This window comes from Mesorhizobium sp. (assembly GCF_965229135.1).
GTDB lineage: Bacteria > Pseudomonadota > Alphaproteobacteria > Rhizobiales > Rhizobiaceae > Mesorhizobium.
In genome coordinates this window covers 924,771-943,602 of the sequence record NZ_OZ245860.1, presented here as the reverse complement: position 1 = coordinate 943,602, position 18,832 = coordinate 924,771, and the positions used below count along the sequence as shown (strand labels likewise).

Annotated in this window: 25 protein-coding genes; 7 read left to right on the top strand and 18 right to left on the bottom strand. The window is 60.6% G+C overall.

The features are described from left to right. The first annotated feature begins 8 nt into the window (after positions 1–8). The 3 genes from ACO07C_RS04585 to ACO07C_RS04575 all read left to right on the top strand — a co-directional run bounded on the left by ACO07C_RS04585 (position 9) and on the right by ACO07C_RS04575 (position 1,841). Positions 9–620 (top strand): glutathione S-transferase, encoded by a 612-nt coding sequence (locus ACO07C_RS04585; protein WP_421913045.1) that lies wholly within the window; start codon positions 9–11, stop codon positions 618–620. Between the two features lie 3 nt (positions 621–623). Next, on the top strand, positions 624–1,241 hold the full coding sequence (locus tag ACO07C_RS04580) for a uracil-DNA glycosylase family protein (protein WP_421913044.1): 618 nt from the start codon (positions 624–626) through the stop codon (positions 1,239–1,241). A gap of 108 nt (positions 1,242–1,349) precedes the next feature. After that, entirely contained in the window at positions 1,350–1,841 is a 492-nt protein-coding gene (locus ACO07C_RS04575; RefSeq protein ID WP_006333679.1) for an Lrp/AsnC family transcriptional regulator, read from the top strand. 22 nt (positions 1,842–1,863) lie between these two features. Here ACO07C_RS04575 and ACO07C_RS04570 read toward each other — a convergent pair whose 3' ends face one another. The 13 genes from ACO07C_RS04570 to moaA form a co-directional block, all read right to left on the bottom strand. Beyond that, positions 1,864–2,439: a DUF3299 domain-containing protein gene (locus tag ACO07C_RS04570; protein ID WP_421913043.1), complete on the bottom strand. Its 576-nt coding sequence runs from the start codon at positions 2,437–2,439 to the stop codon at positions 1,864–1,866. A 49-nt stretch (positions 2,440–2,488) separates the two neighbouring features. After that, entirely contained in the window at positions 2,489–3,028 is a 540-nt protein-coding gene (locus ACO07C_RS04565; protein ID WP_421913042.1) for a GNAT family N-acetyltransferase, read from the bottom strand. Next, positions 3,025–3,738: a DNA alkylation repair protein gene (locus ACO07C_RS04560; protein WP_421913041.1), complete on the bottom strand. Its 714-nt coding sequence runs from the start codon at positions 3,736–3,738 to the stop codon at positions 3,025–3,027. The genes ACO07C_RS04565 and ACO07C_RS04560 overlap by 4 nt, the downstream gene beginning before the upstream one ends. 9 nt (positions 3,739–3,747) lie before the next feature. After that, on the bottom strand, positions 3,748–4,617 hold the full coding sequence (locus ACO07C_RS04555) for an NAD(P)-dependent oxidoreductase (RefSeq protein ID WP_421913040.1): 870 nt from the start codon (positions 4,615–4,617) through the stop codon (positions 3,748–3,750). Positions 4,618–4,728: 111 nt separating this feature from the next. Further along, positions 4,729–5,550 carry an ABC transporter permease gene (locus ACO07C_RS04550; protein ID WP_421913039.1) on the bottom strand — a complete coding sequence of 274 codons (822 nt, stop codon included), beginning with the start codon at positions 5,548–5,550 and terminating at the stop codon, positions 4,729–4,731. Then, positions 5,547–6,266: an ABC transporter permease gene (locus ACO07C_RS04545; protein ID WP_421913038.1), complete on the bottom strand. Its 720-nt coding sequence runs from the start codon at positions 6,264–6,266 to the stop codon at positions 5,547–5,549. Before ACO07C_RS04545 ends, ACO07C_RS04550 begins: the two co-directional genes overlap by 4 nt. Before the next feature lie 81 nt (positions 6,267–6,347). Then, the gene (locus tag ACO07C_RS04540; protein WP_421913037.1) at positions 6,348–7,133 is read right to left on the bottom strand and encodes an ABC transporter substrate-binding protein; all 786 of its coding nucleotides are present in this window, start codon (positions 7,131–7,133) and stop codon (positions 6,348–6,350) included. 156 nt (positions 7,134–7,289) lie between these two features. Beyond that, positions 7,290–7,799 carry a molybdopterin-guanine dinucleotide biosynthesis protein B gene (gene mobB / locus ACO07C_RS04535; protein WP_421913036.1) on the bottom strand — a complete coding sequence of 170 codons (510 nt, stop codon included), beginning with the start codon at positions 7,797–7,799 and terminating at the stop codon, positions 7,290–7,292. Further along, a complete protein-coding gene (gene mobA / locus ACO07C_RS04530; protein WP_421913035.1) occupies positions 7,796–8,428 on the bottom strand; it encodes a molybdenum cofactor guanylyltransferase MobA in 633 nt (210 codons plus the stop codon). Before mobA ends, mobB begins: the two co-directional genes overlap by 4 nt. A 39-nt stretch (positions 8,429–8,467) precedes the next feature. Further along, complete coding sequence (locus ACO07C_RS04525; protein WP_421913034.1) at positions 8,468–9,388, bottom strand: DMT family transporter; 921 nt, start codon at positions 9,386–9,388, stop codon at positions 8,468–8,470. A gap of 148 nt (positions 9,389–9,536) precedes the next feature. Continuing rightward, the gene (locus ACO07C_RS04520; RefSeq protein WP_421913033.1) at positions 9,537–9,896 is read right to left on the bottom strand and encodes a hypothetical protein; all 360 of its coding nucleotides are present in this window, start codon (positions 9,894–9,896) and stop codon (positions 9,537–9,539) included. 119 nt (positions 9,897–10,015) lie between these two features. Beyond that, positions 10,016–10,450, bottom strand: a complete 435-nt coding sequence (locus ACO07C_RS04515; RefSeq protein ID WP_421913032.1) for a hypothetical protein — start codon at positions 10,448–10,450, stop codon at positions 10,016–10,018. 99 nt (positions 10,451–10,549) lie between these two features. Continuing rightward, complete coding sequence (gene moaA / locus ACO07C_RS04510; RefSeq protein WP_421913031.1) at positions 10,550–11,545, bottom strand: GTP 3',8-cyclase MoaA; 996 nt, start codon at positions 11,543–11,545, stop codon at positions 10,550–10,552. Positions 11,546–11,743: 198 nt separating this feature from the next. On the opposite strand from moaA, the gene ACO07C_RS04505 reads away from it, so the two are divergent. Then, positions 11,744–12,097, top strand: coding sequence for a gamma-butyrobetaine hydroxylase-like domain-containing protein (locus tag ACO07C_RS04505; protein WP_421913030.1), 354 nt, complete (start codon positions 11,744–11,746; stop codon positions 12,095–12,097). A gap of 125 nt (positions 12,098–12,222) precedes the next feature. Next, positions 12,223–12,834, top strand: coding sequence for a pyridoxamine 5'-phosphate oxidase family protein (locus ACO07C_RS04500; protein ID WP_421913029.1), 612 nt, complete (start codon positions 12,223–12,225; stop codon positions 12,832–12,834). 18 nt (positions 12,835–12,852) lie between these two features. On the opposite strand, the gene ACO07C_RS04495 is transcribed toward ACO07C_RS04500, so the two are convergent. Then, entirely contained in the window at positions 12,853–13,308 is a 456-nt protein-coding gene (locus ACO07C_RS04495) for a MarR family winged helix-turn-helix transcriptional regulator (protein WP_421913028.1), read from the bottom strand. Positions 13,309–13,355: 47 nt separating this feature from the next. Between ACO07C_RS04495 and ACO07C_RS04490 the strand changes: the two genes are divergently transcribed. Then, on the top strand, positions 13,356–14,267 hold the full coding sequence (locus ACO07C_RS04490) for an alpha/beta hydrolase (protein WP_421913027.1): 912 nt from the start codon (positions 13,356–13,358) through the stop codon (positions 14,265–14,267). Positions 14,268–14,282: 15 nt separating this feature from the next. Here the strand turns inward: ACO07C_RS04490 and ACO07C_RS04485 are convergent, their stop codons facing one another. Then, positions 14,283–14,678, bottom strand: coding sequence for a rhodanese-like domain-containing protein (locus tag ACO07C_RS04485; RefSeq protein WP_421913026.1), 396 nt, complete (start codon positions 14,676–14,678; stop codon positions 14,283–14,285). Between the two features lie 422 nt (positions 14,679–15,100). Here ACO07C_RS04485 and ACO07C_RS04480 point away from each other — a divergent pair, with 422 nt between their 5' ends. Continuing rightward, positions 15,101–16,987, top strand: coding sequence for a L,D-transpeptidase family protein (locus ACO07C_RS04480; protein ID WP_421913025.1), 1,887 nt, complete (start codon positions 15,101–15,103; stop codon positions 16,985–16,987). Positions 16,988–17,084: 97 nt separating this feature from the next. Here the strand turns inward: ACO07C_RS04480 and ACO07C_RS04475 are convergent, their stop codons facing one another. The 3 genes from ACO07C_RS04475 to ACO07C_RS04465 all read right to left on the bottom strand — a co-directional run bounded on the left by ACO07C_RS04475 (position 17,085) and on the right by ACO07C_RS04465 (position 18,766). Further along, positions 17,085–17,549 (bottom strand): hypothetical protein, encoded by a 465-nt coding sequence (locus tag ACO07C_RS04475; protein ID WP_421913024.1) that lies wholly within the window; start codon positions 17,547–17,549, stop codon positions 17,085–17,087. Positions 17,550–17,682: 133 nt separating this feature from the next. After that, complete coding sequence (locus ACO07C_RS04470; protein WP_421913023.1) at positions 17,683–18,417, bottom strand: lysozyme inhibitor LprI family protein; 735 nt, start codon at positions 18,415–18,417, stop codon at positions 17,683–17,685. Between the two features lie 91 nt (positions 18,418–18,508). Beyond that, positions 18,509–18,766, bottom strand: coding sequence for a PepSY domain-containing protein (locus ACO07C_RS04465; RefSeq protein ID WP_421913022.1), 258 nt, complete (start codon positions 18,764–18,766; stop codon positions 18,509–18,511). Positions 18,767–18,832 lie beyond the last annotated feature (66 nt).

The following is an 18,832-nucleotide window of genomic DNA, read 5'->3' as shown; positions in this document are numbered from 1 at the left end:
AGGTCTTGATGAAGCTTTTCGACGGCGGGCGCGCGCCCAACCCACGGCGAGTCCGCGTCTTCCTGGCCGAAAAGCACCTTGAGGTCCCACTGGTGCCCGTCGACATGGGAGAACTGGAGCACAGGCAGGAGCCTGTCAGCTCGCGCAATCCGCTGCGGCGGCTGCCCGTACTCGAACTTGACGACGGCACTGTCATTACCGAATCGGTGGCCATCTGCCGCTATTTCGAAGAGCTGCATCCGGAGCCGGCACTGTTTGGACACGGCGCGCTTGGCAAGGCGCAGGTGGAGATGTGGCAGAGGCGCATGGAGTTCAATCTTCTCTCCTGTGTCGCGCAAGCGTTTCGTCACATCCATCCGGCGATGAAGGAATGGGAAATTCCACAGATTCCCGAATGGGGAGAGGCCAACAAGCCGAAAGCCATCGAATTCCTGAAGCTTCTCGATATCGAACTGGCAGACCGCCAATTCGTGGCGGGCGACGCCTACTCGATTGCCGATATAACCGGTCTCATCGCCATCGACTTCATGAAGCCGGCACGCATCAAGGTGCCTGACGAATGCAGCAATGTGCTGCGCTGGTACCGCGCCGTTTCGAGCCGGCCGAGCGCCGCCGCCTGAGCCATGAGTGACGAGCTTGAAAGTTTGGCGGCGACAGTTCGCGCCTGCCGCATCTTCGTCGAAAATCCGATCGGCCGGCCGTTGCCGCATGAACCGCGCCCGGTGCTGCGCCCGTCTTCGACCGCCCGCATCCTGATCGCCAGCCAGGCGCCAGGCACGAAGGTGCACATTACAGGCATGCCGTTCACGGATGCCTCTGGTGACCGGCTTCGGAACTGGCTGGGTGTCAGCAGTGAAGAGTTCTATGACATTGAAAAATTCGCCATCGTGCCGATGGGCTTTTGCTTCCCCGGCCAGGATGCGAAGGGCGGTGATCTGCCGCCGCGGCGTGAATGCGCCCCGGCCTGGCGTGTTCCCTTGATGACCCTGATGCCGCAAATCGACCTTGTGCTGACGATCGGCATCTATGCGCAATCCTGGCATATGGGCGCAGCGCGGCGTCCCTCGTTGACCGAGACCGTGATGGACTGGCGTGCCATCTGGGATGCGCCCAGTAGCCCAAAAGTGCTGCCGCTGCCGCATCCATCCTGGCGCAACAGCGGCTGGCTGAAACAGAATCCATGGTTTGAAATGGATTTGCTGCCATTTTTGAGAATGGAAATCCGCTATCGCCTTGGCTGAGCTTTCAGGACGAAATCACTCGCTTTTTCAGCAATCGGCAGAATTTCTTTCTTGTGAAAGGACGAAGTAAGTCGGATCATAAGCAATCTATTCCCCCGGGAGCACCCAATGGACCGCCTTGATAGAAAAATTCTCCGCCTCTTGCAGGAGGACGCGACGCTCGCGGTCGCCGATGTGGCCAAGAAGGTGGGCCTTTCAACAACGCCGTGCTGGCGCCGCATCCAGAAGCTCGAGGAAGAGGGCGTCATCAAGCGGCGCGTCGCCATCCTCGATCACGAGAAGGTCAATGTGCGCGTTACGGTGTTCGTATCGATCCGCACCAATTCGCACAGCCATGAATGGTTGCGGCGCTTCTCGGAGGTCATCCAGGAATTTCCTGAAGTGGTCGAATTCTATCGCATGAGCGGCGACGTCGATTATCTGCTGCGCGTGGTGGTGCCAGACATTGCCGCCTATGACGCGTTCTACAAGCGGCTGATCGCCAAGATCGAAATCCGTGACGTCTCGTCCTCCTTCGCCATGGAGCAGATCAAGTACACAACCGAGATGCCGCTGGATTACATGGTTTTGGACAAGGAATCGGGTGCGAACGCGGCCTGACAAACATCGGGCGCTTGGAGGCTCAGTTCTTCTTGTTTTTGAGCAGGAGAGTCCAAGGCGAGTTCACAGGCAGGATGATGGTGTCCGGGACGCTGTCGACGCTGACCACATCGGCCTTGCGAACGGTGTAGCCCGACTGGATGATGCTGACGCCGTCGAGGATGAAGAGCTGGCTCTTCTCCATGCCGGGCTTCAGGGCGCCGGTAATGGAAACCGGCTCGTAGGCTTGTGACATTCTGTAGGGTTGGGCCGGAGTGACGAGAACTATCTGGTTGGGCGGAGGTGTCGGCATGTGGCTGCAGGCACCCGTCCACGGCACCAGCAGGAACTGATAGACGAGGTCGCCGTCGCGATCGACCGGCAGTGCATAGCCGGCTAATTGTATGGTCTTGTCCTGCAGGCCGAGTGACAGTGTCTCGCCATGGTCGGGCATCCTGGCCGCGATCATCGGCAATCCCGCACTTTCCGCGGCAGATTGCGTGGCCGGGCGCAAATCCCTCCAGAAGATGTGGGTGGCCTCTGCCGAGGCATTGGCTGAAGGTATGGCCATGAGTATCATTGCCGTAAGGCTCGCCATCGATTTGAGACGCATGCTCATCGATCGCACTCCTCTGCTTGGATGAGGTAACGCGAAGCGTCAGATGGCGTCAACCGTCGAGCCGCATCACATTTCGCCGGGAACCGGCCATGCCGGTCGCGCGAAAGCCGCGTGTGTCAAACATGGGCTTGAATCCCATGAATCGGAAACTGGGCGATCGCGGATCGACCGGGTAGGCCTCGATAGCGGACGCGCCACTCTTGAAAGCGTGATCGATGGCCGCGTCGAGCAATGCGGCGCCGATACCGCTATTGCGGCGAGAACGGACTACGAAGAAGCATACGATCGACCAGATGCCTTTCTCGATATCGTCCTGGTCAGCCGACAGCTTCCGAAATGACTCGCGCGGCGCCACCGAGCACCAGCCAACCACTTCGGAGCCTGAACGCGCGATGATCCCCACCGGCGTGCCGGCCGCGACGATCGCGGCCATCGCCTTCTTCTTGTCGGCGCTGCCGGCCGACTGTCGGTCGGGAAGGTCTCGCCAGCTCATGCACCAGCAGAAATTCGGACTGCCTGGCCGCTCGAACAGGGTTTCGAAATCCGGCCAGGTCTTGCTGGTAACGGGGACGAATTCCAGTCTGGTCATGTCAGGGGCTTTGTCTTTGCCGCCAGTCGCCCGAGTGTCTTTTCGGAGGCCAGTTCGCGTACGGCGTCCTTGCCGATCCAACGCTCGCTCTTGCCATTCGCGGCAGCAAGTTTTCGCGCCAGGCCAAGGGCAGGTGCGTGCAATGCCATGGAGCGCTTGCCGATCTGCCTGAGCGCCCAGTTGACCGCCTTCCTGACGAAATTTCGGTCGTCGACGGCATGCCGTTCGATCAGAGGCAGATAGGATGAGAACGTCGCGTCCGGCTCCTTCTTCAGGTGCACAGCTGCGTATGCCAGCGTGGCAAAGGCGGCACGCCGGACGAATTCGCGCTTATCTTCGGCGAATTCCTCCACGCGGTCGCGCCAGAATGGTGTCATGGCGAACAGGTGGGAAACCGTGTCCACAACCTCCCAGGAATCCAGGTCGTCAGCCCAGAGGCTGCATTGTACGATGGTGACTTTACGAGGCTCATCCGTGAAAGCGGCCAGCAGCCGCGCCTCGCGAATGTCGCTCTGCCATAGTTTCAGGGCGCGTTCGTGGTTCCGCTTGACCCTTCGGGCAATAGGATCCAGGACCGCATTGCTGATGCCGAGTGCCGTTCTGGTGTTGATGCCAAACCGCGCCATGCCGGCGAAATTTTGTTCCGAGCCGATCGCGCGCAGATGAGAGACAATCTCCTCCGCGCTGGATTGGGGTGAGAGCGAGGCCACCACAAAAGCCTATTTTTCCAGGCGCGCCAGCAGCGAAGAGGTGTCCCAGCGCTTGCCGCCCATCGCCTGTACATCCTTGTAGAACTGGTCGACAAGGGCAGTGACCGGCAGCTTGGCGCCGTTGCGATCGGCCTCCGCCAGACAGATGCCAAGATCCTTGCGCATCCAGTCGACGGCGAAGCCGAAATCATATTTCCCGGCATTCATCGTCTTGTGCCGGTTTTCCATCTGCCAGGAGCCCGCCGCGCCCTTGGAGATCACCTCGATGACCTTCTCGATGTCCAGTCCGGCCTTCTTGCCGAAATGGATGCCCTCGGACAAGCCTTGCACCAGTCCGGCAATGCAAATCTGGTTGATCATCTTCGTGAGTTGGCCGGCGCCCGCCGACCCCATCAGCCCGACCATGCGTGCGAAGGCGTCGATGACAGGTCTGGCCTTGTCGAATGCTTCCTGCTCGCCACCGACCATCACCGTCAGCACGCCGTTCTCAGCACCCGCCTGACCACCCGAGACAGGCGCATCAAGGAAGGAAAAACCGCGCGCGGTTGCCTCTGCCGCCAGTTCGCGGGCGACCTCCGCCGAGGCCGTGGTGTTGTCGATGAAGACCGAGCCTTTCTTCATGGACTGGAACGCGCCTCCGGATCCAATCGTCACGGAGCGCAGATCATCGTCATTGCCGACGCAGGAAAAGACAAAATCCTTGTCCTTGGCTGCTTCCGCCGGCGTCATGGCAAAGGTGCCGCCGTGCTGGCCGACCCATTGCTCCGCCCTGGCTTTGGTGCGGTTGTAGACGGTGACATCGTGGCCACCCTTGTTTTTCAGGTGTCCGGCCATCGGATAGCCCATGACGCCCAGACCCAGAAATGCCACAGATGCCATGCGCTTGCCCTTCAGAATGAAAATGGAATTTGCTGGGAAAGCTCTAGGCCCTGCGTTCAATTCGTCAAGACGCGCGCCAGCTGATCGACTGGCACAGCGGGGATGAGCAGGTCAGCGTTTCAGGTGAATGGTGATCCGGCGCTCGATCCATTCGACCCCATGGCGCAGCAACTCGACCATGACGAGATACACCAAGGCGACCCAGATATAGGCCTGGATGTCGAAGCTGTTGGCGAAGGCGAGTTTCGCGTTGCCCATGAGATCGTAGACGGTGATGATCGCGACGATGGCCGAGGCCTTGATCATCAGGATCAACTCGTTGCCATAGGGCCGCAATGCAACGATCAATGCCTGCGGCAGGATGATCTTGCGCAGCGTCTGCAGCTTGTGAAGGCCGAGCGAGGCCGCGCCTTCCCATTGCCCCCTCGGAACGCTTTCGATGGCGCCGCGTAGAATCTCGGCCTGGTAAGCGGCGGTGTTCAGCGCAAAAGCAAAGACGCCGCAATTGAAGGCGTCTTTGAAGAAGTCCCAAAGGCCGATCGTCTGCAGTTCCGGCCTGAACGAACCCAAGCCATAGTACACCAGGAAGGTCTGGACCAGCAGGGGCGTGCCGCGGAAGAAATAGACGTAACAATAGGCGACGCCAGACAGGATCCGGTTCCGGGACATACGCCCATAAGCGACCGGCAAGGAAAGGATGGCGCCGAGCACCATTGAGATGGAAACGAGTGCCAGCGTGACGCCCAGGCCCTGCAGGTAGGCCGGCGCGTATTTTGCGAAGAAGGCGGCGTTCCAGGCAAAGAAGAGGTAGCTGACGATGCCCAGGCCAAAGGCTATCCACACGCCGACCAGCGCATAGCCGATAATGCGCCTGCGTGGCCAGCCACGGGCCTCAGGCGGCGGCCGTTCGACCATTGTCGCCGTGGCGCTCATCGTTGCGCCTCCCGCCGGCCCAGGGAGCGCAAGATTGCGCTGGTGGCGAAGGACGACAGGATCGCCAATCCAAGAAAGACCAGGGCGGCCAAGCCATAAAACAGGAACGAATGCTTGGTGACGCGAGCGGCCACGCCGGCGTTGCGCAAAGTCTCGGCGAGGCCAACCACCGACACCAGCGAAGTGTCCTTAAGCAGGCTCAGCCAGCAGTTTTCCAGGCCAGGGAAGGCAATGCGCAGAAGCTGCGGCAAGATCACCTTGCGCATGGTCAGCCAGTTCGAAAGGCCGATGGCGTAGCCACCCTCATATTGGCCTTTCGGTATGGCACGAAAGGCCGAAAGGAAAACCTCGCTGGCATAGGACGAGAAGATCAGCGACAGCACGATCATGCCGGCGACGAAGCTGTTGACGTCGACCGTCGCCTCGGGGCGAAAAAATCTGATGAGATGCTGCAGCAAAATCGGCATGCCGAAGAAGAACAGGAACAGCGTCACCAGTTCCGGCAGGCCACGGAAGACCGTTGTGTAGATGTTGGCTGCAAGGCGCAGCGACGGTTCTTCGGATTGCTTTCCCAGTGCGATGAAGAAACCCAGCGTCAGGCCGATTGGAAGAGTTGCCAGCGCCAATGCAACGGTGACCATCGCACCATAGGCGATATCGTCCGACCAGCCATCAGGTCCCCAGCTGAGAAGCGTCCATATGGTCGGCCCTTGCATCGACGAAATCTATCTCCCCGGCATTCCTGAAACGAAGGGAAGGCGGCAGGGAATGCCCCTGCCGCCTTCATCGGCTGACTATCAGGTCGCGCTACCGAAGACGTCGAACTTGAAGTACTTGTCGTTGATTTCCTTGTATTTTCCATTGGCGCGAATGGCGTCGATGGCTGCGTTGAGCTTGTTGACGAGATCCGTCTCACCCTTGCGCACGGCGATGCCCGCGCCGGGGCCGAAGATTTCAACAGGCTGCGGTGAAGGTGTGCCGAGGATCTTGCAGCAGGCGCCATCCGGCGTGGCCAGCCACTGGCTCAGCACGACGATATCGTCTTCGATGGCGTCGAGGCGCCCATTGGCGAGATCGGCCTGTTCTTCTGGGCTGCTCGGGTAACCCTTGACGGTGCTGTCGGTAAAGGTCTTCGAGGCATAGTTGAAATGCGTCGTGGTGGTGGCGACGCCGATGGTCTTGCCGGCCAGATCCGCCTTGGTCACCCCCTTGAGAGTGCTATCCTTCGGCACGGCGATCGCTGACGGGGTGTTGTAGTATTTGTTCGAGAAGTCGACCTTCTCCTTGCGCTCGGGCGTGATCGACATCGACGCGACGATGGCGTCGAACTTGCCAGCCTGCAGAGCAGGAATGATGCCGTCCCAATCCTGGGCGACAAAGGTGCACTTCACCTTCATTTCATCGCAGAGCGCCTTGGCGATGTCGATGTCGAAGCCCACGAGCTGGCCATCAGCCGTAAGGTTGTTGAACGGAGGATAAGCGCCTTCGGTGCCGATTCTGAGGGTTTTTTCCTGAGCCTGGGCTACGCCGAGCGTCAGCAGCGCCGCCGATGCGGCGAGCGCGATACGCAGTGCAATACGCATAATTGTCCTCTCTTTAGGTCCCGGCCGTCGTTCCTAACGGCTCTGTGGGGCGGTGCTTTTGACCGCCCGCTGATTGGATACTCCCACTCTTTCCAAGAAAAAAGCAACTGCAAAACCATCAAAAACCGCGACGCTATTCTGCCGTTACGTCATCGCTCAAGCAACGAGACCGGTCGTGCGCTCGATAAAGTCGGCTATCGATTTGGCATCATCGAGGGCGAACACAGGCAGGCCGTCGCTCTCGGCGGCGAAATCGGAAGCGATGGCGACGATGTTTGGATCGCTTGCCGAAAGCGGCGTGCGATCCTTGGCTTCCATCCGCCGCGTTTCGATTTTGCGATGCGCTTCACGCTTGTAGCCTTCGACCAGGACAATATCAGACGGGGCAAGCCGCGACAGGATGGCCTCGAGCGACGGTTCGGTTTCGCCGCGCAATTCGTGCATCAATGCCCAGCGCCTGCCGGATACGATGGCGACCTCCGTAGCGCCGGCCTGCCGGTGTCTGAAGGAGTCGGCGCCCGGCTTGTCGATGTCGAACTCATGATGGGCGTGCTTGATCGTCGATACTTTCCAACCGCGCCGGACAAGCTCCGCGACCAGCTTTTCAGTCAGTGTGGTCTTTCCGGAATTCTTCCATCCGGTAATGCCGAAGACACGTCTGTTCATGATCTCATGCTCTGCAGCAGGTGCTCGGCGTGCGCGAGGTCACCGGGCATGTTGATGTTGAAGAAGGGGTCGATCGATTGTCCGTCCGATTTCGTGACCGGAAACTCGACGTCGGCTGAGCCATGGCGGTCAATGAATGCGGAGACCCGGCGGTTGTCTTCCTCAACCAGGAAATGCCGCAGGGCATCACGGCATCCTATCGGCCAAAGCGCGAATGTCGGGTGCCGCTTGCCGTTGGAACAGGCGACGGCGATCGAGCCAGGGTGGGCGGCCTCGGCGGCCCCCAGCTTTTCCGCCAGATCGTCCGGGAGGAATGGTGTGTCGCCAGCCGCGGTAACGAGGACATCGCAATCGGTGTTTTCGGAAACCCATTCGAGGCCGGCCAGGATTCCGGCCAGAGGTCCGGCAAAGCCTCCCACGGTATCCGCGAGGACCGGGAGCGAAATGCCGGTGAACCGGGCCGGATCGCCGTTGGCGCTGAGCGCCAATGGTCCCACCTGCGGGGCGAACCGCGAGATGACGCGATCCAACAGGCGAGTGTTGCCAAGCGCAAGTAGGCTCTTGTCGCCGCCGCCCATCCGTCGTGACTGACCACCGGCCAGGATAATCCCTGCAACCTCTTTCATCATAAGGCCGTCAGGCCAATCCTCCAGGTGATGGGTAGAGGCCTATATGCCGTCGGGCGCCATGGAGGGTCCAGTGCTTTCAGCGACGATTCTGCGCCGTCCGACGACCCTTTCGCGATAGAGCGCGTACAGGCCGGATCCAATGATGATCGTGGCACCGGTGATCATGAGGAGGTCGGGCATATCACCAAAGATGATCAGTCCGAGCACGATCGACCACAGCAGGGAGGTATAGCGAAACGGTGCGATGAACGAAATTTCACCGGCCCGCATGGCCATGATGATGAACTGGTAGCCGATGAGCACGAGCACGGCGGCTAGTGCCAGCAACGCCGTTGCGTGTCCCGAGAGCGGCGTCCAACCGCCCATCGGCGTCAGCAGTATCGCACCGACGATTGTCATGGCGACCGCCGTTGCCGTCGAGACCAGCAAGGACGGGATGTCCGAGGGGATCCGCCTTGTGGCTAGGTCGCGCACCGTGCAGCACGCGACGGAAGCCAGCGCCACAAGGGAAAACACGCTGAACCCCTCGAAGCCGGGGCGTACGATGATGAGCACGCCGGTAAATCCAACGGCAATCGCCAACCAGCGCCGCCAGCCAACGCCCTCGTTGAAGACAAGTGCGGCGCCCATCGTCACGGCCAGTGGCAGCGCCTGCAGCACGGACGACACATTGGCAATCGGCAAATGGGCGAGCGCGATCAGGAAGGTCACCGTTCCGCCGGCTTCCCCCATCACGCGTATCGCCACCAGGGGCTGCAGCATGGAACCCAACTGCGCCAGCGCGCCGTTGCGCCATGCCAGCAGACCGACGAACAGCGAGGCGAAGGCGCCCCTGACCAGCATGACCTGCGCCATGTTCATCGATTCGGACGAGTATTTCGTGATCGCGTCGTTGAACGTGAAGCCGGCCATGGCCACCAGCATGAACAAGGCGCTGCGAATATTGGGAGAAAGGGCCAAGGCGACTACCGTTATGCTTTTCCCAAAGCCTGTAGCAGCCGGTCGCAGGACAGCAACGTCAAAGGGCTGGGCCACGCCGCGTTGCGGCGCGGTCCGAGCAATGTCATTGCCACCGATGTTGGGGCGGCTTCAGGAGAAGCGGCGAAACTTACTTCTTTGGCGTCAGCACCTCGGTGCCGTTGCCTTCCTTACCGGCAATCGTCCACAGGCCGTGCAGCGAGCCGTCTTCCTCAACCTTGTAGACGACCAGGCCGATATCCTTGCCCATGACGTAGCCGGCGGAAAAGGCATCATCATTGCGCATGCAGATGCCGTCGGACGTCGAACCGCCCGTCGCCCAGTGGATCGCGCAGGTGGTTTCACTGGTCAATGTAATGGTGGCTTCGCCGTCATATTTCGATCCGTCGAAATTGGTGCCGGCGACGGTATAGGTGCCGCCAATCGACTGAGCCGCCGCGGGCAGGGCCGAAAGGCCCAGCAGTGCAAGAGAAAGAATGAATTTGCGCATATAGTGTTGTCTCCCGCCGAGCGAAAATCGCTGCCAGTGCAAGCTAGGCTTTGAGAGGTCGGCGGTAAATGCGCGTGTGCTTAAGTGTAACAATATTATCGTGGTGTGGCAGGAAATGCTCAACCTGCCTTGAGGCTCGCGGCGATGGGACCGACAAGCGCGTCATACTTCGCTTTCAGGGCAGGCGGGTATTCGATCCAGACGGTGCGGATGACACCGTCGCCGCCGAAGAGCCGGCGCTCGTAGAAGATCTTGCCGTCCTTGATGCCCGAGAGCGTCGCCAAGTCCTTGCCGGTCTTGCTATAAGTGATCTTGTAAGCCGGCCCGTTGTCGGCTTTCTCGGCCGTGACGAACCCCTTCGGCGTGTCGTTGTCGATGTTCAGGATGCCCGAGCATATAAGGCTGGCACCGTCCGCGCTCAGCCATTCCTGCCCATCACCATTCTCCGGCTCAGGCTGGCGGTCGGTGAAAACGTCATCAGGAAACGTACAGGTCGTGCCGAAACGCGCGTTCACATAGGTGAAGGAAGTAGCCTGGGCCGACGCCGCCAGCATGGCCACTGCAAGTTGGAACGCTGGGATTGAGAACGTCCGCCGCATGGATAGGCCCATCTCCGAGGACTGGAAAGGAACATCGCACGAACCGGCTGAAAATTAGCCGCCGGTGACGCTCATATGCCGCGAAACCGAGGGGCGACTGGTGCGGCGGTCGATGATGAAGTCATGGCCTTTCGGCTTGCGGCCGATGGCTTCGTCGATGGCGGCGGCGACCAGTTCGTTGCCTTCCGATGCGCGCAACGGCGCGCGCAGATCGGCGGCGTCCTCCTGGCCCAGGCACATGTAGAGGGTGCCGGTGCAGGTCAGCCGGACACGGTTGCAGCTTTCGCAGAAATTGTGCGTCATCGGTGTGATGAAGCCGAGCCGGCCGCCGGTTTCCGCGACATGAACGTAGCGCGCGGGGCCGCCGGTCTTGTAGGGAATGTCGGAAAGCGAGAACTGGCGCTCAAGCGAAGCGCGCAACAGCGACAGCGGCAGGTACTGGTCGGTTCGGTCAGCGTCGATCTCACCCATCGGCATGGTTTCGATGACGGTCAGATCCATGCCGCGGCCATGCGCCCAGCGCATCATCTCCGGCAATTCGGCATCGTTGAAATCCTTCAGGGCCACCGCGTTGAGCTTGACATGGAGCCCTGCCGCCAGCGCGGCGTCGATACCCTCCATGACCTTGCCGAAGTGACCCCAGCGCGTGATGGCGTGAAACTTGTCGGCATCGAGTGTATCGAGCGAGACGTTGATGCGCTTGACCCCGCGGTCGGCTAGTTCGGCGGCGAAGCGTGCAAGCTGCGATCCATTGGTGGTCAGTGTCAGTTCTTCCAGCGCCCCGCTTTCAAGGTGGCGCGATATCTGGCGTACCAGATGCATGATGTTCTTGCGCACAAGTGGCTCGCCGCCGGTAAGACGCAGTTTCCGCACACCCTTTTCGATGAACACGGTGCAGAGCCGGTCGAGCTCTTCCAGCGAAAGCAGGTCCTTCTTGGGCAGGAAGGCCATGTCTTCGGCCATGCAATAGGTGCAGCGGAAATCGCAGCGGTCGGTGACCGACACGCGCAGATAGCTGATCGTGCGTCCGAATGGGTCGATCATATCCATGTTTAAGCTTTTCCCGGGGCCGCGAACGGCTTCGTTATATACTGCTATGTGATACGATACGGCCCGCCATTCAAGATAGCTGGCCTTGATCTTTGGTAACATTCCCTGGCCGACATTGCGTGTCGGCCAGCGTCAAATGCCCTTTTCCATGTTTGCGAAGCAGCGTAGGGACGGGGAGACACAGCGGGATATCTCACAATGACAGCGCCGAAGGAACTCAGGGTCTCGAAGGACCGCAAGCTGCTCTCCGTCACCTTTCCCGGCCACCAGCCATTCGAACTGCCGGCGGAACTGCTGCGTGTCGCCTCGCCGTCGGCGGAAGTGCAGGGACATTCGCCGGAGCAGCGCGTCACCGTCCCGGGCAAGCGCAATGTTACCATTCTCAAGATCGAGCCGGTCGGCAATTATGCCGTGCGCATCACCTTCGACGATTCCCACGACACCGGCATCTTCACCTGGAACTACCTGCACACGCTCGGCCATGAGAAGGATGCCCGCTGGGCCGCCTATCTCGCGGAGCTTGCGGAAAAAGGCCTGAGCCGTGATCGCTAGTGTTTCTTGGTTGAGCATGGTCTTTCCCGAAAACTGGCCTCCACTTTTCAGGATCATGCTCGACAGACGTCGTGAAGACGTCACAGATCTGGGGTAGCGCCGGCAAAAATTCGGAGACGAAGACGATGTCCCTCATCACCACGGTTGAACAGCTCGAAGCACTCTATGGCGTTCCGGGCGAGGCCTCATTGGTCAAGGAACTCGACCACGTCATCCCGGAATACGCCGCGTTCATCGAAGCCTCGCCTTTCGTCGCCCTGGCGACCAGCGGCCCGGAGGGGCTGGATTGCTCGCCGCGCGGCGATCTCGCCGGTTTCGTGAGAATACATGATCCGAAAACCCTGATGATGCCGGACCGTCGCGGCAACAACCGCGCCGATTCGCTGAGGAACATCATCCGCGATCCGCGCGTCGGCCTGTTGTTCCTCGTGCCCGGCTCCGGCACGACGTTGCGAGTCAACGGCCGCGCTCATATCACCACTGACGCGGCGCTGTGCGCGTCTTTCGTCGTGGACGGCAAGGCGGCACGCTCTGTGACCGTCGTCGATGTCGATTCGGTCTATTTCCAATGCGCCCGCGCCATCGTCCGTTCGGATCTTTGGAACCCGGCAAGGCATGTAGACCCGAAGTCGCTGCCGACGCCCGGGCAGATCCTGGAAAAGACCAGCCGCAAGAATATCGACGGCGAGGCCTACGACAAGGAATGGCCGGAACGGGCAAAAAAGACGATGTGGTAGCCAAAAGGGAGGCGGCAGTCACGCTTCCTTCAGCACGTCATAGATCTTGCGCATCTGCTCGCCGATCATGTCGCATTGTTCCGCCGTTGACTGGCTCATCGCCTTCTCGATCAACGCCATGTGGACTTTCAGCGCCTGCATCAGCAAGGCCTCGCCCGCCTCGGTCAACGTCAGCCGCAGGACGCGCTTATCTTTCTCATCGCCTTCGCGGCGTAGCAATCCGCGCGTTTCGAGCTGCGGCAGCAGCATGGTGATGTTGGAACGGCCGACCAGAAGCCGCCTGGCGAGGTCATGCTGCGACATGCCGGGGTGGCGATAAAGGTTCATCAGCACGTCGAGCTGCGCCGGCTTCAGGTCGAGCGGCGCGAGCTTAACTGCCAAGGCTCTCTCGATCACATGGCAGGCGCGCGCCACCGCGACCCAATTGCGAAAACGTGGGTTATCCCAGGGGAGGAGGTCTTGTTTAATGTTCATCTTTGAACTATTATGTTCATGCTTGAACGAATGGATGGATCGCCACTATGGCATCATTTGGTCTGAAGGTCATCCGGGGGGTGTTCGCTGCCGCGGAACATATTGCACCACGTCTGACCGGGCGGGCGGCGTTCGAATTGTTCTGCCGCACCCCTAACCCCAAGGGCTTGACGGATGGAGAGCGACGCGCCATCGACCGCTCCATCGCATTCATGGCCGAAGCGCGCCACCACCGGCTGAAGACGACGACGGGCTGCGTGGCGGTGCATGAATTCCGCCCTGAGCCGGGCAGGGAGGTTATTGGCACTGTGCTGGTAATCCATGGCTGGCGTTCACGCACCGAATATATGCGCGCGCTGATCGAAGGCTATCGCGATGCGGGCTTCAAGGTTGTTTCCCTGGACCTGCCTGGCCACGGCCAGTCGCTTGGCCGCCGGCTAAACATGGTCAGCGCGGTCGATGCGGCACGCGTGGCCGGCGAATGGTTCGGCCCATTCGAGGCCGTCATCGGACATTCCTTCGGTGGCGCCGTAGCAGCCAATGCCATTGTCGGTTCGGTCAAGAATATCCCACCGGTAGCCGCCTCTAGGTTGGTGCTGATCGCGGCGCCGAGCTCGCTGCCAGCAATCTTCGCCGATTTCAGCCGCATGCTCAATGTCGGCCCTCGCTCGCAGGCAGCGATGGCTGATCGGGTCGAGCATCTTGCGGGCCGGCCGCTTCACGAATTTGTCGGCGACCGCCAGCTCGCTGGCGCGCCGCTGCCGACACTGGTGATTCACGCACCCGACGACCGCGAGGTCTCCGCCGATCACGCCAGGCTCTACGCTGGCGCAGGCGATCATGTGCAGCTGTACTGGGCTGACGGACTCGGCCACCGACGCATTCTGGCCGACAAGGGCGTGGTCCGTCAGGCTGTCAGTTTCGTGGCTGGCCGTCCGGAGTTGGCGCGGCTGCACTGAACGCCGACCAGCCGCCTATTTCTTCTTGCTGCCGGGCTCGACCGGCAGTCCGGCCGCCTTCCACGCGGTGAAGCCGCCAAGAATGTGCTTCACCGGAGAAAGGCCCATGTCCTGCGCTGTCTTGGTGCCCAGCGCCGAGCGCCAGCCGCCGGCGCAAAAGAAGACGAAGCTCTTTCCCGAAGCGAAGAATGGCTTGTGATAGGGGCTCTCCGGATCGATCCAGAATTCGAGCATGCCGCGGGTGACATGCTGGGCGCCGGGTATCTTGCCGTCACGCTCCAGTTCGCGCGGGTCGCGCAAATCCACGAAGATGGTGCCTTCGTCGTCGAGCAGTCCCGCCGCTTCCTCGGGCGATACCACTTCGATCTCGGCATTCGCCTCGTCCAGCAGCTCGCGATATCCCTTTTTCACAGGCTTCTCCTCCCGACCGCGCATTTGTGGCTGGCTATTTGAATTTCCAGCATAACTGTCGGGGTTTGTCACGCCGTGTCCGTTCCGGCCATCGTCTTCCATGCAGCCATCGCGCCAGAGACGGTCGCCAGGAGGGCAGGTCCGGAAATCCACTTTGTCACTGGAGCGGCATTGACCATCAATGGCGGCGCGAACGCCTGAGGCCACTGGCACCACCGGCATATTGTCTGACCGGAGTGGAAAAAAGCCGCTCGTGCCCGTCACGATGTTGTGAAACCGTTCTGCAACAGCGCCTCTGAAATTAATGAAAGCTTAACGAAATCGGTATGAATCGGTATAGTCGCGCCTTACATCCGCCATGCGGTGGGCGAGACCTTCTAACGGTGCGGAACGGGAACCGGTGCTACCGGAGCGGGTGATTTATGAAATTTCTTGGAAACAGATCAACCGTGATGCCGCTCGCCGCGATCGCGGCGACATTGGCTCTCGGCGCACCGCAGGCGAGCGCGCAGGGTCTCTTTGACATGCTTTTTGGCGGCGGCATCAGGCATCAGCCACAGGGCGAATTCCCGCCTCCGCCACCGGTGCACAAGCCAAGGCCCAAGGGTTCGGAGAGCGGTGGCGCGGTCAAGATCAGCAGCCCGACCTACAACACATACAAGGCGGACAAGCTGGTTCGCGTCGACTTCACGGCGCTGGCCGCCGCGCCGCAATCGTCAACCCTGCAGAATGCTGCCTTCGTGCCCTCGGCCACAAGCGCGGCCTTCCACGACGCCGTTGCGGGACTGGGCGACTATGAACTCTATGCCGAGCCCGACATCGCCAAGGCGCTGATCGCCTATTACACGGCCAATCCCGATTTTATCTGGGTGACCGGAACGAGCATCAACGGCCGCGCGCAGGATGCCGTGCGCGTGCTTGGCGAGGCTTCGAGCTATGGCCTCACGCCGGCGGACTATACGGTCGAGGTGCCGGCCGCCAGTGGATCGGCGAGCGATGCCTCAGCGCAAATGAAAGCACTTGTCCGCTTCGAGATGGCGCTGTCGGCACGCGTGCTGCGCTATGCCCATGATGCCCAGAACGGCCGCGTCGATCCCAACCGCATGACCGCCTATTATGATTTTCCGGCCAAGCCGATCGATATGGAAGGCGTATTGAAAACGCTGGCGCACACCCAGGAAGTGCGCACCTATCTCGAATCCCGGCATCCGCAGAACGCGGAATACCAAGCCCTGCGCGTCGAACTGGAATCGCTGCAGGCAAGTGCCGAGAACGAGATCGTCGTCGATCCCAAATTGCTGTTGAAGCCGGGAGAGACCAGCCCCGAACTGCCGAAGCTGCTGACCCTCATCGCACGCAATCTCGATGACGACATGGGCGGCTCCTATGGCGAAATCCTATCCAGGCTCGTCAACAGCGAAGTCTATGTTCCGGAACTGGTGCCCGTGATCGAGGCGGTGCAAAAAAGAGCCGGAATGAAAGGTGACGGTGTCATCGGACCGCGCACGGTCGCATCTCTTGCCGGAACGTCCAAGGCCGACAGGCTCCAGAAGGTCCAGGTCGCGCTGGAAGAGTTGCGCTGGCTGCCTTCCGATCTCGGCAGCCCCCGCGTTTTCATCAACCAGCCGGCTTTCACCGCAAGCTATATCGACAATGGCGAGGAGAAGCTGAAGACTCGCGCGGTCATCGGCAGGACCACCAACCAGACCGCGTTCTTCTACGACCATATCAAGCAGGTCGACTTCCATCCCTACTGGGGCGTGCCGCAGTCGATCATCGTCAATGAGATGCTGCCGCGCCTGCGCAGCGATCCCGGCTATCTCGACAGGTCCGGCTATGAGGTGACCGATACGCGTGGCAAACGCATCCCTTCATCATCGATCAATTGGGGCTCCTATGGCGCGAACATTCCCTACAATGTGCGCCAGCAGCCAAGCGAGGCGAACGCGTTGGGGGAGCTGAAGATCCTGTTCCCCAACAAGCACGCCATATACATGCATGACACGCCGCAGAAATCCTTCTTCAAGCAGGACATGCGCGCCCTGAGCCATGGTTGCGTTCGCCTGCAGGACCCGCGCGGCATGGCCGCCGCGGTACTCGACACATCGGTTGACGATATCGCCGAGACGCTCAAGCACGGACATTCGACCCAGAACGTCACGCGCTCGATACCTGTCTATGTCGCCTATTTCACCGCCTGGCCGGACATGTCAGGCAAGGTGGAGTACTTCAACGACATCTACGACCGCGACACCAAGCTGATGCAGGCGCTGGATGCCACGGAAGCGGTGCGCTCGCCGGCGAGCTGAACGTTAGGCCTGGTCCATGCCGATAGAATCGGAATAGCCATCTCTCGGCTTGAGAGGGTCCTTTCCCGAAAGCTGGTTCCACTTTCTGGATCATGCCCTACCTGCCAAACAGTGGACGCCGAAAGCCGGCGTCCCGTCCGGCGATCAGCCAATAGACCAGCCCCGCGATGAGGCCTGCCGCGGCAATGATGCCCAGGTCGGGCCAACGTTCGGGATTGATGTCCGCGTCCGGCCAGATGAGTGCGAATCCAACCGCCGCGGACGCAGCGCCAAAGACCATGTGCAGCGCGAAATTCCGCAAGGAGAACAACTCGGCGACCAGCGCGAACAGCAGCGTCTGCATGCCGGTGAGTATGATCGTCAGGAAGTAGATGAACATGCCAAGCGGCGGCACGGCCAGCGCCGCGATGGGCGTGACGCCCATGACATCGAAATATTCCGGCGCGTTCGGCAGCGAGCTAAGCACGGCGTAAAGTACAGCCACGGCAAGAAGCCCGACCAGTACCGCCACCAGATAGCCTGCAAGCATCATCAGGATGCGCTTCAGCACGTGCCCCGCCATGCCCACCCCCTCCCGTGTGGTGCAGTGTCGATCCACAGTCAGCCATCAAAGACTTGCCTGCGCAAGGGTGCGTGCATATCCGGTGCTTGAAGCAGGCGACCGGATGGCGCCGGCTGTTCGGTTGGCGCTCCGGTCAGGCGCCGCCGCACATATGCTGTGAGTCAGGCAGAGCCCATGTGCCCTTGGCCACGAGATCGACAGCGAAGTAGACCCTACCGCGATCGTCATCCTTCGGGCAGTCCCTTGGGATCGAAATCAGGCACATGATGACGGGATCGCCAACCTTCGAACTGACAAGGCCCGGCTCCCGGTCATAGGAAACAACCGAGCCACCATTGGTAAAGCTGGCGGCACTACCGGCCTCCGGGCTCGCGGTTTCGAGAGGATCGTCACCGAGGCGCGTGCCCAGCGTCTTGATGTGCGTGGGGGTACATTGGCCGATAGCGGAGGGCAGCGGCTGATCGGCAACCTCCTGGCGGTTCGCTGCAATGTCGAGCGCCTTCTTGCCGATCAATGCGAGATTGTAGTCCTGAACCCAAGACGGGGCCTGGCCATATGTCTGGAGCGCATTGTTCTGCGCGCTGACAATGCAGGCGGCATCGCTCCCGCACGCGTTCCTGTCGGTGACAAGTGCGCGGGCGATCTTGCGCTTGTCACCGCCGAAAGAAGGCGAGAAATCCTTGAATGCCGTGGCGATCAACGCATCAATCGCAGACAGTTGCGGGTCGGCGCATACAGCTTTTTCAGCCGGCAGGGCAGCCTTCCGGCAGTCGAAAGATGGGCCTTCGGCTTTGGCAGGGCCTGAGCCGGAAACGACGCTGACCAGAAGGAGGGCTAGCCAGACTGCACTGAGGCTGGAAGAGCGCATGGTTGCCCCTTGGCAAGAGGTATACGACACGCATCTTAGGGAAAAAATGGTCCGTAAGGAATTGCCGAAAGGATGAAGACGCGCCGCGCGATCACTTCGGTTCGGCGGTCACGGGATCATAGGTTATTTCAACCTTCGCCTTGTCCGAAGTGTAATAAGTCACGGTATAGGCGCCGTTATCCCAGTCGACCTCCTTCACGTAGCGAAAGCCGGCACGCTGCTCCACCTTGGTTATGATCTCGGAGAGTTTCTTGGCATCGGGAGGTGGCAAGGGTTTGTCATCGGCCGCATGGGCGGCCCCGCCGGCAAGCAGAAGGGCGACGCTCGTCGCCAAGGCAAGTTTATGCATGTGGGATCCCTCAGACTTCGTCGTGCAGAAACTCGTCTGGATGCCGATTGGTTCCAATGATCGAAC